Raw genomic sequence first — 15,243 nt, forward strand, 5'->3', positions numbered from 1 at the left:
TTGGAGTACTGTCAACCATCCGCAGCGCTCATGCGGCCAGTCGCTTGGTCGAGCGACGAAACGCCCAGACGACAACCACCAGAGCCAGCGCCAGCAGTGGGGTTCCCATGACGATCCTGGCGGTGGCCAGTCGGCCCGTGGCTTCGATGTCGTAGAGCCAGTCCTGGACGAAGTAGCGTGCCGCGAACATCACGGTGAGTGCGAGGGTGGCGAGATCGTGCCCGCGCAGTGACGGACGGTCGTGTCGCCAGTCGAACTTGTTGCCGTGCAATATGTTCCACAGCAACCCGGTCAGCGGCCGACGTACCAGCAGCGAGACGAGTGTGACAACGGCACCGGCCAGACTGGCCCAGATGCCGACCAGGAAGAACCCGCCTGCCGAGCCGGTCCACGCGGCGACCCCACCCGCGACGACGACCCCGGCGAGCCCGCCGCTCGCCTGCACCACCGGCTCACCGCGAGCGATCCTGAGCCCCATGATGCCGAGGGCGATGGCGATGGCCGACCCGATGGCAATCGGTAGTGCGACCAGCGCGTTCGCCACGACGAAGGCAACGACCGGGATGGCCGTGTAGATCATGCCTGTCGGACCGCCCAGTTGGTCGATCAGGCTCTGCGTCGGATCGGTCGTCGCTACGCGCGGGGCTGCGGTCTCGTCGACGCTGCCGAGTGTGCGGTGGGATTCGGGCTGAAGCATGGTGTTCTCCAAGCTGTTGCGCGAGAAAGATGTTGTGCGAGGCACAGTTCCAACGTTCGTCGCCGCGGAGGCCGAAAAACAGTGCGTCCCAACACTGTTTCGAGTGACAACGCCACGGATGCGGCATGACATCTGTCAGGACAGGCCGGTGTCGGCGCGTCGATCTGCCCGGGACTCTCGCGACAAATGGGGGATTGACCGATTCGGTGTCGGCGTGATGATGATGTATCGAGTTCCCGCTCACTTGGTTCCGCTTTGTCTCGAGGTCAACCTGATGCCGATCCACGCCGATCCACAGCGCAAGCGTCCCCAGCAGGATCGTGCGAAGGAGACACGAGCACGGATTCTCGAGGTGGCCGCCGAGCTGTTCGGCGCCCGCGGTATCGGCAACACCTCGACCAACCGGATCGCCGCCGAAGCGGGCATGAGCATCGGCACCCTGTACCGGTATTTCACCGACCGCGAGGAGATCGTCAAGGAGCTCACCGACAGCCTGTTCGTGCAGGCGGAGGAAGAATACGCTCGGCTGCTCACCATGTCGGTCGTCGACAAACCGCGGCGAGACACGGTTGCCGAGATCATCCGCGTCGGGGTCGAGATCCTCGTGGCCAACGGCCCACTCGTGCGGGCTCTGGTGGCCGATCTGCAGTTCTACGGCAGCGGTATCCCCGAATTCGAACCGCGGCTGCGCATGCTCATCAAGCTCTACCTGATCCAGTCCCTCGGCCCGACCCATGGTCTCGACGTCGACACGATGGCCTACATCGTGCTCAACGCTGGCTTCTCCACCGCGCTGCGCTCGGTCAAGATGGAAGAAGAGGGCATGGACCGCGACGCGGTGATCGACCAGACCGCCGACATGATCGGGCTCTGGATCAGCGCGGTGGCACTGGAAGACTCACCCGGCACCACCCCCGAAGTAGCGCAGGAGCGCAGCTCCCGAAGCTGATCGGTCGAGCATGACGTTGCGGGGCGATGCGGTTCGCCTCGACCGGCCAGCCGACCGAGGCGAACCCTTCCCCATGCACCCACACTCCGCCGCCACGTCGCGGGGCAAGGTTCACTCTAGGCGCTTCAGGGGCTCGAACGCGGGAGCCGCGCCAGCGCAATCACAAGTGGCACAGGCAGCTTCGCCCGGACCGGCTCCGATGCGCTGTGCGGCCGCCTATCGATCGCTCTCAGTGGCTGGAACACCGCTCCGTCTCGGATCCACGCGCTCGAGCTCGGTCCAACCGGTCCAGCCCCGCTGCTTCAGCAACTCGATCAGTCGACGGGTCGGCGGCGCGGCGTCGAATGCCAGCGCGTCGAGCAATTCGACCAGAGACGGCTCGAAGCCGCCGCCGACTTAGTCCTCGCCCTGCTCATCAGCGAGCTGTGTGAGGTAGGCGGCCATATTGTCGACCAGTTCGATCAGCATCGGGTCGTTGTCGGTTCGGTCGAGGGCTTCGCCCAGGGTGCGGTAGACCGAGTGCCCGCAGGTGGTCGAGTAACTCCACCACCTCCGGCGGCAACGCCAGACTGTCCCCCGCGGCGAGGCGGGCGATCCGTTCGCGGTGTCGCTGCCGTTGCCAGATCTCCGCCCGCAACCGCGTATCGATGTCCGCGATCGCCGCCGCGAATTCTTCGGCGTCGGCCTGGAGCAGTTGTCGCACGCGCGCCAACGGAACCCCCGCCCCGGCGAGGGTCCGGATTCTTATCAGCTCCACCACGGTCCCCGCGTCGTACCTGCGATATCCGGAGTGGTCTCGTTCAGGCTCCGGCAGTAGCCCTTTGGCGTGATAGTGCCGCACAGCACGCACGGTCACTCCGGCATACGATGCGAGCTCGCCGATCGTCAGCATCGGATCAGTCTCCCCGGCCCGCGACCAGTTCAGGAAGCCGCCTGGTCGGCGGGAGTTCGCTCGCTCCGAATGATCCGGGCGATGTCCGGAGCGTGCGTGAGGACCAGCGCGTGACCGGCATCGAGCCAGGAGGGGCAGATGTCCGGCCGCTCGCGGACCAGCCGGTCGATGCCTGCCCGCCAGAGCCGATTGTGCCGCGGCGCTCGCACCTCGACGCTGTCACCGGCCATCGAGGTCGACATGATCACGCGGATCGAACGGTCGATCCGGCGGTACCGGTCGAGAATTCCTCCCAGAGCACGCGAAATTCCGGCAGGTCGATCTCGGTGATGAACGGTTCGGGGATCGGATTCGCCCCGTCGATGACAACGAGTTCGCTGACAGCGTCGGGATATTCGCTGGCGTAGTGCACGACCAGATCCGCACCGTACGAGTGACCGGCGAGCACGGGCGCGGCGGGCAGGTCGCGGCGGCCCAGCTCCGCCATCACGGCGACGAAATCGCCGAAGAACGCCTCGAAGGAATAGCGGTCCCCGGCGGAGGAAAGGCCGTGGCCCCGGAGGTCGAAGGTCACTACGTCGAAGTCGCGCCGCAACAGGTCGATGAGTTCGTGCAGGTCGGCCTGTGTCGAAGCCAGGCCAGGACACAGAACCAAGGGTCGCCCTTCGCCACCGCGAGACACCGGGATCGTGACGCCGTCGTGGCGGACCGTGAAGTGATCGGCTGTCGTAGTCATGCCGACCATGCTGCGGGGTTTACCCAGCGTCAGGGTCAACCGTGCCCTAGGCCATCAGACTCAGCAACCCCAGGTCCTCGGCCAGCGCGCCGTCCTGGCCGAGCGCGGCGAAGTCGGCCTCGACGTCGGAGAGGGCGAGCTTGCCCGCGCGCACCGCTCGGTAGCGCACATACGACCAGAGGAAGACGTCGAGGTTGTCGAAGCGGGTGCCGCCCTCGAGCACTTCCTCCTCGTGGAACCACACCGCGATCTGGCCGGTGGTGAGCAAGACATAGAGGTTGCCGCCGCCGTCGGCACCGAGGGAGAACACGTCCTCGTCGGTCAGTTCGGTGGTGTAGTCGGCATCGAGAATCCCGCAGCCGTTGTCGGCGAAGTCGAAAGCGTAGGACCAGTCGAAGATGTCGAGGAACTGCGGCAGCCGACCGGAGCGCACCCGGCGGTCGAAGGCCGCCAGCGCGGCAGCATCGACAGGGGCCAGTTTTTCGAGAAATGGCTCCACCGAACGGGTTTCGGCCGAGACGGCAACGGGTTCGCTGTCATCCGGGAACCAGCGGGCGAGATCGGCATCGAGGCCACGATCGGTGTAGCCGACGAGGTCGGCGAGGGTGAGCGTCACGCTGAGATTGTAGAAACGATGTCCGACATGCGCAGTCCGGCATGACGTTCGGAAAGTCAGTGCTCGAGCGAGGGATCCCAGCGGTTGGCGAGCAGTGTGAAGCTCGGCAGGTCCTCCAGCGAGGTCAATGCCTCGTAGATGCGCTCGTACCGCGTCGAGGCGATCCGCCACGCCCCGTCCCGGTCGCGACGATAGGTGTCGGAATAGTATCCGCCGCCGCGGATCTGAACCTTCGCGCTCGGCACGAGGACAGTGTCCTCGAAGGCCCAGGAACCCTTCGCAGTATCGCCGTCGACCTCGATCTCGGGGTGGTTGGCGATGTGGATCGTGACGATCCCGGGCCCGAGGTTCTTCTCCATGAACGCCACGACGTCGGCCCGGTTGTCGTAGTGCAGCGGCTCGCCCATAGCTTGCGTGCCATAGCGCGCGGAGACGTCTTCGGCGAGGCAGTCCGCGAACTCGTCCCACAGCTTCAGGTCGAGTGTGCGGAAGTAGCGGTGCTTGAGACGCTTGATCTCCTCGATCGCGACAAGGTCCATGGCCGGATTGTAGAACGTGTTCTAGATCCTGGTGAGCGTTCGGCCGACGTTGTCAACTCAGGAGGCTTTCCCGCCGCGATGTCACGACGGACTGATCGGCGCAGCGCCATCAGGCAAGCACGGACTCGCAGATCAGGCACCGCAGAATGCGCGCTTCTACTCGTTCGCATCGCTGCGAACGACCCTTCTTTTCGATCTGCGCGAATCTCTGGCCGCTCTCCGGCACTGCACCAACCATGAATGCGGAGATTCGTATGTCGCAACCCATCGACCCGAGGACGCCGCCATGACCGTCACAGACGAATACCTGAGCAACAACACCGCGTACGCAGCGCAATTCAAGGGCCCACTCCCCCTGCCTCCCAGCAAGCACGTCGCCGTGGTGGCGTGCATGGACGCCCGCCTCGACGTTTACCGCATCCTGGGTCTACAGGACGGTGAGGCGCACGTCATCCGCAATGCGGGCGGCGTGGTCACCGACGACGAGATCCGCTCGCTGGCCATCAGCCAGCGGCTGCTCGGTACCACCGAGATCATCCTGATCCACCACAGCGACTGCGGCATGCTCACCTTCACCGACGACGATTTCAAACGGGCCATTCAGGACGAGATCGGCATCAAGCCGACCTGGTCCGCCGAGGCCTTCGGCGATCTCGACGAGGACGTCCGCAACTCGTTGCGCCGGATCGAACGCAGCCCTTTCATCACCAAAACCACATCCCTGCGCGGATTCGTCTTCGACGTCGCAACCGGGAAACTGAACGAAGTGCTCGACTGATCCTCGGGTGAGACTGCCCGAGCGGCCGAACCACTCGGGCATCTGCACTTCTCGCCGCGCCCCGCTCAGGAGACGAGCTTGCCGAGGATGTCACGCAGCGAGGCACGCTCCACGTCGGTGAGTCTTCCGAAGAAATCGTCGGCGTCCTTCGTCCGGGCCTCGGTCAGGGTGTCGAGGATTCGCCTACCCCGTGCGGTCACGGACACGAGAGTGGCGCGGCGGTCTGTCGGGTCGGGCTCGCGCGTGACCAACTCCGCCTTCTCGAGCGCGTCCACCACCTCCGTGGCCGACCGGGGGCTGATCCGCAACGCGTCGGCGACAGCCGACAACCGGAGTCCGTCGTGCTCGCCTGCCACCCGCAGCGCGCGGGCCTGGTGCGGGGTCAGCCCCATCGGCGCGTACACCGCCGACCAGCGCCGACGCAGCGTCCTGGCCACCTGCATCAGCAGGTCGCTCTCGTTGTCGGGCATAAACCCGCCTCTCGCCTTGTTCCCCCTACCAGATAGTGAGGTAACCTCAGCATAAACACAACCCAAGGGGGTTGCATATGGAAGTGAAAGTCTCTGGCGGCCGCACCCGCCGACCTGACCCGGCCGACCGCGCACAATTGCGCGAGTCCCCGGTGTCTCTGCGCCGGATCGCCGCGCTCTTCGCGCCGTACCGGCTTCAGCTGACCCTGCTGACCGTCCTGATCGTGGCGGGTTCGACGATCAGCCTCGCCTCACCGTTCCTGCTGCGACTGGTGATCGATGACGCGCTGCCCCACCAGGACGTGTCGCTGTTGCTCTGGGCCGTGGGCGGCATGCTCGCCGTCACCGTGCTCACCGCGGTGCTCGGCGTCGGCCAGACGCTCATCTCCACCACCGTCGGGCAGCAGGTCATGCATGTGCTGCGGGCCGATGTGTTCCGCCACCTGCAGCGGCAGTCGCTGGCGTTCTTCACCCGCACGCGCGGCGGTGAGGTCCAGTCCCGCCTGATCAACGATGTCGGCGGCATGCAGTCGGTGGTCACCAGCACCGCGACCTCCATCGCGAGCAACGTCACCACCGTGGTCGGCACCGCCGTCGCGATGGCCGTGCTGTCGTGGCGGTTGTCGCTGCTGTCGCTGGTGGTGCTGCCACCGGCGATCTGGCTGACCCGACGCGTCGCCCTGCTTCGCCGCGACATCACCGCCCAGCGCCAACGCCACCTCGCCGACCTGCACGGTCAGGTCGAGGAGGGGCTCTCGGTGAGCGGCGTGCAGCTGGGCAAGACCCTCGGCACCGGTCCCCTCGCCTCGGCCCAGTTCGAGAAGACCTCGCACGATCTGGTCGGCCTCGAAGTGCGCTCGCAGCTCGCGGGCCGCTGGCGGATGGCCACGATGAGCATCCTCTTCGCGGCCATCCCCGCCCTGCTCTATCTCGCCGCCGGCCTTCCGGCGACCAGTAGCGGCATGACGATCGGCACGCTTGTCGCCTTCACCACGCTGCAAGCCGGGCTCTTCCGGCCGCTGATGGCCCTGCTCAACGTGGGTGTCGAAGTCACCAGTTCGATGGCGTTGTTCAGCCGGATCTTCGGCTACCTCGACCTTCCGGTCGAGATCGATGAGCCCACCCAGCCGGTCGACCTCGACCCGCGCGATGTCGTGGGCGAGGTCCGGTTCGAGGATGTCGGTTTCCGCTACGACGCCGCGGGCCCCGACGTGCTCGACGGCGTCTCGCTCGTCGTGCCGGCCGGGTCGACACTGGCCCTGGTCGGCGAGACCGGCTCGGGCAAGACCACCCTCGCCTCGCTCGTCGCCCGACTGCACGACGCGACCGCCGGGCGGGTGAGCATCGACGGCGTCGACGTCCGCGACTTGGAGCTCGGCACCCTGGCTCGCATAGTCGGTGTGGTGTCGCAGGAGTCCTACCTGCTGCATACGACCATTCGCGAGAACCTCCGCTTCGCCGCGCCGAGCGCCACCGACGCCGAGATCGAGCGCGCGGCCCGCGCCGCCCAGATCCACGAGCTGATCGCCTCGCTGCCGCAGGGCTACGACACCGTGGTCGGGTCGCGTGGACACCGGTTCTCCGGGGGCGAGAAGCAGCGCATCGCCCTGGCCCGCACCCTGTTGCGCGACCCGCGCGTGCTGGTGCTCGACGAGGCGACCAGTGCCCTCGACAACGAGACCGAGCGCGCGGTGCAGGCCGCCATCGACGTGGTGGCCCAGGGCCGCACGGTGATCACGATCGCCCACCGGCTCAGCACCATCCGCGACGCCGACCAGATCGCCGTACTCGACCACGGCCGGGTCGTCGAGCTCGGCGATCACACGACGCTGGTCGACGGCGGGGGACGCTACGCCCGACTCAACGGCGCCGCCGAGGTAGTGGCGGCCTGAGCCGACGGACTCTCCCCCGGCGACCGTCGCTCGTTCCAGGATCTCCGCTCTGCCGGTCTCGGTACATGAGCACGCGCACCTTCCGGCAGGGTGCGCACCTCACCTCGGATGACGATGATCAGGGGGCGAGCAGGACGGTCTTTCCGGTCAGGCGGCCTTCGCCTGCGTCCGCGTGCACGTCGGCCAGCTCTGCCACCGTGCGGCGTTCGGCGATGTGGAGGTGGAGCTTGCCTGCGTCCACCTTGGCGACCAGCTCGCTCAGCTGCGCTCCGTCGCTGCGGACCCACAGGCTCTCGCTGCGGACCCCGCGGGCAGTGTCCTCGGGAATCGGGCCTGCCGAGCTTGTGGCGATCCCGCCGTCGGCGACATAGTTCGTCAGTTGTGCGAGTTCCTCAGGGGAAACCCGGACGTGGTTCACCACGACCTGGAACGGACCACCCACCGCGTCCGGACCGTCGGCGAGATCGAGGGGGCCTTCGACCCGGACCGCGCCGTAGCCGCGGAGCCGGTCGGCGTGTTCCGGCGCGTCCACCGCGGTCACCTGCGCTCCCGCATCGACGGCGAGCTGCACCACGAGACTGCCCACCGCACCCGCCGCCCCGTTGACCAGGACCGTCTGACCCGGTTTCAGCTCGGCGAGCTCGAATGCCAACTGCCAGGCCGCGAGGCCGGTCAGCGGCAGCGCCGCGGCGTCGACCAACTCGATCGTCTGCGGTGCCGTGGCCAGGGACTCGGCGGGGACCAGCGCGAATTCGGCTGCGCCGCCAGCGGAGTCGAGGGGCAGCATCGCCACGACCCGGTCGCCGACTGCCCAGCTCGTCACGTCCGCACCGAGTTCGACGACGGTGCCTGCCAGGTCGATGCCCGGTACATAGGGCAGCGCGATCGGAATCATCTCCGCCAGATGGCCGGCGCGGATGTGATCGTCGACCGGGTTGAACGAAGTGGCCTCGACCTGCACGAGCACCTGCCCGAGCGCGGGAACTGGACGGTCGACGTCTTCGTAACGCAGGACTTCACTGGCGCCGAACTCGTGGAAACGGATTGCCTTCATGGAACTGTCCTCCGGGGTGTTTCGATGTCGTCGCCCCGAGATGAGGCGATCGAGTGGGAAGGGGAAAGTCGTTCCGGCTCAGGTCAGTTGGACCGAGCGGATGGAGTTGCCCATGACCAGACGGTCGATGGCGCTCACCGCGCTGGCGGGGTCGGTAGCGGCACCCACAGTGAGCAGCAGCGGGACGAAGTGTTCGGCCGTCGGGTGGGCGACGGCGGCCCCGGGTGCCTTCACGCGGTAATCGGCGAGGGCATCGACGTCGCCGCGAGCGAGAGCATCGGTTGCCCATTCGTCGAAAGCTGTTGTCTCGGTGACGAGCTCCGGTCGGCGGAAGACGGCGAAGCTGTGCGTCATGAAGCCCGAGCCGAGTACGAGGACACCTTCTTCGCGCAGCGGCCGCAGACGTGCGCCGAGTTCGAGAAGCGCGCGGGGGTCGAGGCTGGGCATCGACAGCTGCACGACCGGGACGTCGGCTGCGGGATACATGGCCATGAGCGGGATGAACGCGCCGTGGTCCAGGCCGCGGTCGGCGAACTCGTGCACGGGCGTGGAGCCCAGTAGACCAGCGAGTCGGCGAGCGAGGTCGGTGGCGTCCGGGGTCGCGTAGGGAAGGGTCTTGTAGTGGGGGTCGAAGCCGCTGAAGTCGTAGTAGAGCGGGGTGCCTGCCGCGGCTGCGGTGATCGCGGCCGGTGCCCGTTCCCAGTGAGCCGAAACGACCACGATCGCACGGGGTTTGGGCATCGATCGAGCCCAGGCGTAGAGGTCGCCGAGCCATTGCGGATCGTCGAGGGTGAACGGGGCGCCGTGGCTGACGAACAGGCTCGGCAGTGGCCCATCGGCCGGACTCCACAGGCGTTGGTCGCGCGCCTGTGGCACAACGCGAGCGAGGAGATCCGCGTAGGCCGCGGCGGGCCTGTTGGAAGCTCGGTCGTTCATGGAAGGCCCTCGGCTCGTAGTCATCGAAATCAGCTCCTCAGCTTGCCCGAGGAAGTGTTTTTACTTTCCTAGGCAAGTCAAAATGTAGCGCACCTTGACTTGCCCAGGCAAGTCAAGGTTTCCCAGGCAAGTACCATGAGCGCATGAACACCCCCTCACCCTGGCTCGATGACGAACAACAGGAGCTGTGGCAGGCACTGCTGACGGTCGTCATCGCCCTGCCGGCAGCTCTCGACCGCCAGCTACAACGCGACGCGAGCATCTCCAACTTCGAGTACGGGGTGCTCGCCCAACTGTCCATGGCTGACGACGACACGATGCGTCTGAGCGACCTCGCCCGGGTCTGCGACAGCACCCAGCCCCGCTTGTCGAAAGCGATGGACCGCTTCGAAGCCCGCGACTGGGTCACCCGCCGACCCGACCCGAGCGACGGCCGATACACCTTCGCCACCCTCACCGACGGCGGCCGCCGGAAGCTCGCCGAGACCGCCCCGGAGCACGTCGCGCACGTGAAGCGGCTCGTATTCGATCCGCTGACCACCGCTCAGCGCCGCAACCTCGGGACCGCACTCACCCGCATCGCCGCGACCGTGCGCGGGGAACTCGAACAGGGTTGAGCGGGTGGGATTCGCCGTAGCGGATACCTATCAGCCGGTGATGAGGTGTTCGACCTCGCCGATATCGTCGAGAGTCAAGGTGAGGACGTCTCCCGGTTCGAGCCAGTGGCCGGTTTCCATACCGCTGCGGCCGGGCAGCGTGCCGGTTCCGAACAACTCTCCGGGATAGAGATGTTCGCTGCGGGAAGCGTGGGCGAGGACTTCACCGAGGCTCCATCGCATCCCGGCGCTCGACACCGTCTCGACGGTGTCTCCGTTGATTCTGACCGACCCGGTGAGATTGTCGATGCGGGACAGGATTTCGTCCGCGGTCACGGCTGTCGCCGACATCGAACTGGCGAAATGCTTGGATTTCTGTGGCCCGAATCCGCTGGCCATCTCGGCTCGTTGAATGTCTCGCGCGCTGAAGTCGTTGAGCAGGACGAACGCGCCGATCGCGGCGGCGGCCTGCTCCGGCGTCGCACAGTACAACGGCTCAGCGAGAACGAATCCGATCTCGAGTTCGTAATCCAATGCCGACGAGTAGGCCGGTGCGCAGATCGGGGTACCCGACGGAACGAATGTCAGATGGTTTCCCATGTAGTAGATCGGCTGCTGATAGAACAACGGCTTCGGCTTGAACAGCGGAAAACTCCGACCGCTCAGCCGTTCTACCGCGGCGGCCAACCGGTACTGCGTCGGATGGAATCGGCGCACCAGACCGCGGCTGGCGTCGATATTGCGTTGCTCGAACAACATGAAGTCCCGAAATGAGGCCGGGTTGAACGGCAGCAACAGCTCGGACTCCCGCAGGTGCCCGTCAGCGACGCCGAGCTCCCACTGATCACTGAAGACCGTGCCCACCATCGGTTCGTGATGCGCAGACCACTGCCCATCACGGAAAGACTGTGTCTGCAAACCGTCCTCGGTCCGAACACGACGCAACTTCATCGACGATCCTCTGTTCGCTGTGGCCGAAGGTCGGCTCGGCACCGATGCCACCTCCGCAAGTTGTGGTACTTCACAGACCTGATCCAAGGCCTCGGTACCCGTTCTCCGTGACCATAGGGTCGACGGATGCCGAGTCAACCGAAACCCAACAGGCGCGGTGCGATCCAGTTGGCGGCGATCGTCGGCGCAGGTTTGGCACTGTCCGGTCTCCCGGTCTCCGCCGCCGCCGATCCGAACGTTCGATACCGTGGATACTCCGCCGAGGACCGCGCCGAACCGTACGCGAAATTCATGGCCACGCACACTGCTCCCGTTCTGCCGTCGGTGGCTGCGGCCTATCTCGGCGGCCCGACACCACCAGAGCAGATTCCCGAGTTCTCCGCACTTCCGACGGACCTCTCACCGCACGGTGTCGCCGCGGTGGAAACCGGCTACGGCACAACCGCATCCGGCGCGATCTGGGTCGCGGTACATACCGAGATGCGGGGCGTCACCGCCGCCATGTGGGACTGGTGGTTCGCCTGGCACACCGTCGAATCCGCGCGCTACAAACTCTGGCACCCCGACGCGCACCTCTACTGCGCCATCGCCCGAGACCGGTCGGCGGAACGCATCCCCGACCGCGAGAAGTACATCGGCAACATCGCCTACGTCGACGAGTACATCGGCCCGAAACTCCAGCAACTGGCGATTGCCTTCACCGATCCACGCGCCCATGGCTTCCACGTCCCCGATCAGCACACGATCATTCTCGGACGGGTCGGCAGCATCGTCGCACCGGTCGACCTCGGATGGCTGGCGCACCAGGTGAGGCCGACACCCGCGGGATGCGAGATGCGCAGTCGCTTCTACCTCAATATGCACGGCCTCCACCAACCCGACCTGTCCCAGGCCGCACAAGCAATCGAACGCGGGCCTGCCGTCGACCCCCGAGACCTCCTCCTCGATGTCGACCTCGCCCGCGAACTACTCCTGCACTGCGGTCAGGAGATGAATCATCTGGCCGGATTTCTGCCGCAGCTCTACCAGGAGTTCGCCCGCTGACGCCGAGTGAGCGCGACCCCTTCGAGCCCGGGTCATAGGTCGAATGCGACGTCGAGAATTTCGCTTCGCGGCAGTGACTGACAGGCGAGTCGGGTACCGCGAGCCAGATCGTGCTCGTCGAGGGTGTGGTTTTCACGCAGGTGGACCTCGCCTCGGCGCAGGGTGTACGCGCAGCCGCCGCAGGTTCCCTCGCGGCACACATAGGGCGCGTCCAATCCGCGAGCGAGCAGCACATCGAGGAGCACGGCGTCAGTCGGCCAGGTGATGGAATGGATCTCATCGTCGAGTTCGACCGTCGCTGTCGAGCTCGACGCACTGTCGCAGACCACCCGAGTGGGTGGGCTGAAAGCATCGATGGTCAGCGACAGGAAGGTCTCGGCGTGAATATGCTGCGCGGCAAGGCCGTTGTCGACCAGTGCGCCGCGAGCTGCCGCCATGAAGGGCGCCGGACCACAGAGGTAGGCGTGTGACTCCACGGGTGCGATGAGCCAGGACCGTAGCGCGACCTCGGTGGGGCGGCCGGATTCCGATTCCAGCCAGTGCGTGAGGGTGAGACGATCGGGGTGGCATCGGGCCAGCGCATCGAGTTCGCGAATGAAGATGACGGACTCGGCAGTGCGGTTCGCGTAGGCCACCGTGATCGGATTGTGGTGCAGGGCAAGGGCAGTCCGCAGGATGGACATGATCGGGGTGATTCCGCTTCCCGCGGCCACCAGCAGGAACGGCGCGGTCCAGTCCCGCGGAACGAAGCTGCCAGTCGGCGCGAGAACGTCGAAAACCGTTCCGGGCGAGGCATTGTCGAAGATCCAGTTGGATGCGCGGCCGTCAGGGACACGTTTGACCGTGATGGTCGGGCGGGCCAGTAGATGCGGCGAACTCGACAATGAGTAGCAGCGAGCGAGCGACCCGTTCGGGCATGGCACCCGCAGTGTCAGGAACTGTCCCGGCTGGTAGTCGAACGGGGTTTCCGGACCCGCCACCGCATCCAGCGTCAACGACACCGCATCCGCTGTCTCCCGGATGACATCGCGGACTTTCACCTGGTAGATGTGCTGTTCGAGCCCTGTGGCTGACATCGTCGTGCTACTCCCTCGTGGCGGGTATCGAGTCTCGGCGCCCCTGCAGCCACAGTGTGGACCACAAATGCGCCATTGACAAATGGCACATAAGCTGATGACACTGGGGGCCATGACAACAACAAGGTCAACGGCGACCTCACGGTTGGCGAATGTGGTGGCGGTGCCACCTTCACGACGATCGCGACTGGCACTGACAGCGGGCCACCACGTGCTGCGTCCTATCAACTGCGCGCTTCCACACAATCGACTCGGCATAGCCGCGGCCAGAACGGTGACAGCCGCGATCATGGCCGTGGGCGGACCGCCCCCTAGGGGAACCCGGGTCACGCCCGTGCGGTCCGGTGCGGTGCGCGGAGAATGGGTTCGGGCCGCGGATGTCGAATTCGGCGACCGGGCAATCTATTTCGTCCACGGAAGCGGATACGTGCTCTGCTCGGCGCGGACGCACCGCGGTCTGGCGGCCCGGCTGTCACGGGAGACCGGGTTGCCGGTATTCGTGATCGACTACCGGCTCGCGCCGGAGCACCGGTTCCCGGCCGCGGCCGACGATGTCGCAGCCGGGTATCGGTGGCTGCTCGGAAACGGTTATCGCGCAACGGATGTGCTCATCGCGGCTGACTCCGCCGGTGGCCATCTGACGGTGGACCTCCTGCTGGACAACGCCAGGACCACCATCCCGCAGCCCGCCGGTGCCGTGCTGTTCTCGCCGCTGATCGATCTTTCGTTCAGGTTGGCCGAGCACCATCAGCGCCACGGCGCCGAAGCCATGGCCTCGGCGCGCGTAGGCCGCAGCGCTGCCGAACTGTACATGGCGCAGGAACCGGCCGACTCGCCGCGACTGCGGCTGACAATCCCGCCCGGCACGGCGCTGCCGCCGCTGTTCGTGCAGGCCAGTGACACGGAAATGCTGGTCGGCGATGCCGTGCACCTGCGCGAGATGGTGACTGCGGCCGGCGGCTCCTGCGAACTCGAGCTGTGGCCCGGACAGGTCCACGTGTTCCAGGCCCTGCCGCTGTTGGTGCCAGAGGCCGCACCGGCGCTGCGCCGAGCGGCCCGTTTCATCGCCGACGCACTGGCGGCATCCGATACCTCGACCCGAGAGCGAGTGAGCTGACCGTGGGAATACTGGATTATCTACCGGGCAACAGCCGTCGATCCTATGGCGCCAAGGCCGTGGTCACCGGGGCGGGCAGCGGCATCGGCCGGGCGTTCGCGCTCGAGCTCGCGGCCCGCGGCGGCCAAGTGGTGTGCGCCGATATCGACAAAGACCGGGCCGAGCGGACGGTGCGATTGATCGAACGCATGCACGGCGCGACCGCGCATGCCCTGTTCTGTGATGTCGCCTCCCGCGGCGACATGGAGAGCCTGGCACTGCACACCGAATTGCTCCTGGGCGGCCCACCCACCCTGGTGATCAACAACGCCGGCGTCGGCATCGGCGGTAGCCCTGTCGGCGACATCGGTCTCGACGACTGGCAATGGGCACTCGGCATCAACCTGTGGGGTGTGGTCCACGGCTGTGAGCTGTTCACCCCGCAACTGCGTGCCGCCGAACGCGGCGGCATCATCAATGTCGCGTCGGCGGCGGGCTTCGCCGCCGCACCGACCATGGGGCCCTACAACGTCTCCAAGGCCGCGGTCATGTCGCTGTCGGAAACACTGGCCGCTGAGCTCACCGGCAGCGGAGTCGCGGTCACCGTGCTGTGCCCGACCTTCGTCAAGACCAATGTCGCCCGCGACGGCCGCATCGACACCACGGCGATGAACCTGGCCGAAACGCTGATGCGCTGGACCGGCTACTCCCCCGAGCGTGTCGCCCGGATGACCCTCGATGCCAACGACCGAGGCCGGCTCTATGTGTTGCCCCAGCTCGACGCTCGGCTGATCTGGCTGCTCAAGCGGCAATTCCCCACCCTCTATACCCGCGGCCTCGGCGCCCTCAATCGCCTTCTCCCGCAAGCCGATTCGAACCCGAAGCCCGTCACGACCGACACCGAGAAGACAGGAGTCTGAG

General features: G+C 66.3%; 18 protein-coding genes. 7 read left to right on the forward strand and 11 right to left on the reverse strand.

Annotated elements, in window-relative coordinates; translation table 11 throughout:
* Positions 1–28: 28 nt before the first annotated feature.
* Entirely contained in the window at positions 29–697 is a 669-nt protein-coding gene (locus NS1_RS05090; RefSeq protein WP_062982351.1) for a DUF3159 domain-containing protein, read from the reverse strand.
* Positions 698–971: 274 nt separating this feature from the next.
* On the opposite strand from NS1_RS05090, the gene NS1_RS05095 reads away from it, so the two are divergent.
* The gene (locus tag NS1_RS05095) at positions 972–1,646 is read left to right on the forward strand and encodes a TetR/AcrR family transcriptional regulator (RefSeq protein ID WP_063816080.1); all 675 of its coding nucleotides are present in this window, start codon (positions 972–974) and stop codon (positions 1,644–1,646) included.
* Positions 1,647–2,061: 415 nt separating this feature from the next.
* On the opposite strand, the gene NS1_RS05100 is transcribed toward NS1_RS05095, so the two are convergent.
* The 5 genes from NS1_RS05100 to NS1_RS05115 are packed head-to-tail and all read right to left on the reverse strand — an operon-like array spanning position 2,062 to position 4,429.
* On the reverse strand, positions 2,062–2,538 hold the full coding sequence (locus NS1_RS05100) for a MerR family transcriptional regulator (RefSeq protein ID WP_255284425.1): 477 nt from the start codon (positions 2,536–2,538) through the stop codon (positions 2,062–2,064).
* Positions 2,539–2,567: 29 nt separating this feature from the next.
* A complete protein-coding gene (locus NS1_RS41510; RefSeq protein WP_255284426.1) occupies positions 2,568–2,780 on the reverse strand; it encodes a hypothetical protein in 213 nt (70 codons plus the stop codon).
* A 2-nt stretch (positions 2,781–2,782) separates the two neighbouring features.
* Positions 2,783–3,274, reverse strand: a complete 492-nt coding sequence (locus NS1_RS05105) for an alpha/beta fold hydrolase (RefSeq protein ID WP_255284427.1) — start codon at positions 3,272–3,274, stop codon at positions 2,783–2,785.
* Between the two features lie 46 nt (positions 3,275–3,320).
* Positions 3,321–3,890 (reverse strand): hypothetical protein, encoded by a 570-nt coding sequence (locus tag NS1_RS05110; protein ID WP_062982086.1) that lies wholly within the window; start codon positions 3,888–3,890, stop codon positions 3,321–3,323.
* Between the two features lie 56 nt (positions 3,891–3,946).
* Positions 3,947–4,429, reverse strand: coding sequence for a nuclear transport factor 2 family protein (locus tag NS1_RS05115; protein ID WP_062982088.1), 483 nt, complete (start codon positions 4,427–4,429; stop codon positions 3,947–3,949).
* A gap of 286 nt (positions 4,430–4,715) precedes the next feature.
* On the opposite strand from NS1_RS05115, the gene NS1_RS05120 reads away from it, so the two are divergent.
* Positions 4,716–5,207: a beta-class carbonic anhydrase gene (locus tag NS1_RS05120; protein WP_062982090.1), complete on the forward strand. Its 492-nt coding sequence runs from the start codon at positions 4,716–4,718 to the stop codon at positions 5,205–5,207.
* Positions 5,208–5,272: 65 nt separating this feature from the next.
* Here the strand turns inward: NS1_RS05120 and NS1_RS05125 are convergent, their stop codons facing one another.
* Positions 5,273–5,677, reverse strand: coding sequence for a MarR family winged helix-turn-helix transcriptional regulator (locus tag NS1_RS05125; RefSeq protein WP_062982092.1), 405 nt, complete (start codon positions 5,675–5,677; stop codon positions 5,273–5,275).
* A gap of 77 nt (positions 5,678–5,754) precedes the next feature.
* On the opposite strand from NS1_RS05125, the gene NS1_RS05130 reads away from it, so the two are divergent.
* Positions 5,755–7,569, forward strand: coding sequence for an ABC transporter ATP-binding protein (locus NS1_RS05130; protein ID WP_062982094.1), 1,815 nt, complete (start codon positions 5,755–5,757; stop codon positions 7,567–7,569).
* Between the two features lie 118 nt (positions 7,570–7,687).
* Here the strand turns inward: NS1_RS05130 and NS1_RS05135 are convergent, their stop codons facing one another.
* Together NS1_RS05135 and NS1_RS05140 are read right to left on the reverse strand one after the other, a co-directional pair.
* Positions 7,688–8,623 (reverse strand): NADP-dependent oxidoreductase, encoded by a 936-nt coding sequence (locus NS1_RS05135; RefSeq protein WP_062982096.1) that lies wholly within the window; start codon positions 8,621–8,623, stop codon positions 7,688–7,690.
* Between the two features lie 78 nt (positions 8,624–8,701).
* On the reverse strand, positions 8,702–9,559 hold the full coding sequence (locus tag NS1_RS05140) for a dioxygenase family protein (protein ID WP_157125100.1): 858 nt from the start codon (positions 9,557–9,559) through the stop codon (positions 8,702–8,704).
* 143 nt (positions 9,560–9,702) lie between these two features.
* On the opposite strand from NS1_RS05140, the gene NS1_RS05145 reads away from it, so the two are divergent.
* Positions 9,703–10,176 (forward strand): MarR family winged helix-turn-helix transcriptional regulator, encoded by a 474-nt coding sequence (locus tag NS1_RS05145; protein WP_062982101.1) that lies wholly within the window; start codon positions 9,703–9,705, stop codon positions 10,174–10,176.
* Positions 10,177–10,206: 30 nt separating this feature from the next.
* Here the strand turns inward: NS1_RS05145 and NS1_RS05150 are convergent, their stop codons facing one another.
* Positions 10,207–11,106, reverse strand: a complete 900-nt coding sequence (locus NS1_RS05150; RefSeq protein ID WP_062982102.1) for a fumarylacetoacetate hydrolase family protein — start codon at positions 11,104–11,106, stop codon at positions 10,207–10,209.
* Positions 11,107–11,232: 126 nt separating this feature from the next.
* Between NS1_RS05150 and NS1_RS05155 the strand changes: the two genes are divergently transcribed.
* On the forward strand, positions 11,233–12,150 hold the full coding sequence (locus tag NS1_RS05155; RefSeq protein WP_169812745.1) for a DAPG hydrolase family protein: 918 nt from the start codon (positions 11,233–11,235) through the stop codon (positions 12,148–12,150).
* A gap of 32 nt (positions 12,151–12,182) precedes the next feature.
* Here the strand turns inward: NS1_RS05155 and NS1_RS05160 are convergent, their stop codons facing one another.
* Positions 12,183–13,226 carry a ferredoxin--NADP reductase gene (locus NS1_RS05160; protein WP_062982104.1) on the reverse strand — a complete coding sequence of 348 codons (1,044 nt, stop codon included), beginning with the start codon at positions 13,224–13,226 and terminating at the stop codon, positions 12,183–12,185.
* A gap of 274 nt (positions 13,227–13,500) precedes the next feature.
* Between NS1_RS05160 and NS1_RS05165 the strand changes: the two genes are divergently transcribed.
* The gene (locus tag NS1_RS05165; RefSeq protein WP_255284428.1) at positions 13,501–14,343 is read left to right on the forward strand and encodes an alpha/beta hydrolase; all 843 of its coding nucleotides are present in this window, start codon (positions 13,501–13,503) and stop codon (positions 14,341–14,343) included.
* A gap of 2 nt (positions 14,344–14,345) precedes the next feature.
* Positions 14,346–15,242 carry an SDR family NAD(P)-dependent oxidoreductase gene (locus NS1_RS05170; protein WP_084503507.1) on the forward strand — a complete coding sequence of 299 codons (897 nt, stop codon included), beginning with the start codon at positions 14,346–14,348 and terminating at the stop codon, positions 15,240–15,242.
* Position 15,243: the final 1 nt, after the last annotated feature.

The sequence above is a fragment of the Nocardia salmonicida NBRC 13393 genome, from assembly GCF_001613085.1.
GTDB classification, from domain to species: domain Bacteria; phylum Actinomycetota; class Actinomycetes; order Mycobacteriales; family Mycobacteriaceae; genus Nocardia; species Nocardia salmonicida.

What these genes read in the sequence shown, in the direction of transcription:
- NS1_RS05090 (WP_062982351.1), bottom strand. Translation starts at nt 697, where the DNA reads ATGCTTCAGCCCGAATCCCACCGCACACTCGGCAGCGTCGACGAGACC.
- NS1_RS05095 (WP_063816080.1), top strand. Translation starts at nt 972, where the DNA reads ATGCCGATCCACGCCGATCCACAGCGCAAGCGTCCCCAGCAGGATCGT.
- NS1_RS05100 (WP_255284425.1), bottom strand. Translation starts at nt 2,538, where the DNA reads ATGCTGACGATCGGCGAGCTCGCATCGTATGCCGGAGTGACCGTGCGT.
- NS1_RS41510 (WP_255284426.1), bottom strand. Translation starts at nt 2,780, where the DNA reads ATGTCGACCTCGATGGCCGGTGACAGCGTCGAGGTGCGAGCGCCGCGG.
- NS1_RS05105 (WP_255284427.1), bottom strand. Translation starts at nt 3,274, where the DNA reads ATGACTACGACAGCCGATCACTTCACGGTCCGCCACGACGGCGTCACG.
- NS1_RS05115 (WP_062982088.1), bottom strand. Translation starts at nt 4,429, where the DNA reads ATGGACCTTGTCGCGATCGAGGAGATCAAGCGTCTCAAGCACCGCTAC.
- NS1_RS05120 (WP_062982090.1), top strand. Translation starts at nt 4,716, where the DNA reads ATGACCGTCACAGACGAATACCTGAGCAACAACACCGCGTACGCAGCG.
- NS1_RS05125 (WP_062982092.1), bottom strand. Translation starts at nt 5,677, where the DNA reads ATGCCCGACAACGAGAGCGACCTGCTGATGCAGGTGGCCAGGACGCTG.
- NS1_RS05130 (WP_062982094.1), top strand. Translation starts at nt 5,755, where the DNA reads ATGGAAGTGAAAGTCTCTGGCGGCCGCACCCGCCGACCTGACCCGGCC.
- NS1_RS05135 (WP_062982096.1), bottom strand. Translation starts at nt 8,623, where the DNA reads ATGAAGGCAATCCGTTTCCACGAGTTCGGCGCCAGTGAAGTCCTGCGT.
- NS1_RS05140 (WP_157125100.1), bottom strand. Translation starts at nt 9,559, where the DNA reads ATGAACGACCGAGCTTCCAACAGGCCCGCCGCGGCCTACGCGGATCTC.
- NS1_RS05145 (WP_062982101.1), top strand. Translation starts at nt 9,703, where the DNA reads ATGAACACCCCCTCACCCTGGCTCGATGACGAACAACAGGAGCTGTGG.
- NS1_RS05150 (WP_062982102.1), bottom strand. Translation starts at nt 11,106, where the DNA reads ATGAAGTTGCGTCGTGTTCGGACCGAGGACGGTTTGCAGACACAGTCT.
- NS1_RS05155 (WP_169812745.1), top strand. Translation starts at nt 11,233, where the DNA reads ATGCCGAGTCAACCGAAACCCAACAGGCGCGGTGCGATCCAGTTGGCG.
- NS1_RS05160 (WP_062982104.1), bottom strand. Translation starts at nt 13,226, where the DNA reads ATGTCAGCCACAGGGCTCGAACAGCACATCTACCAGGTGAAAGTCCGC.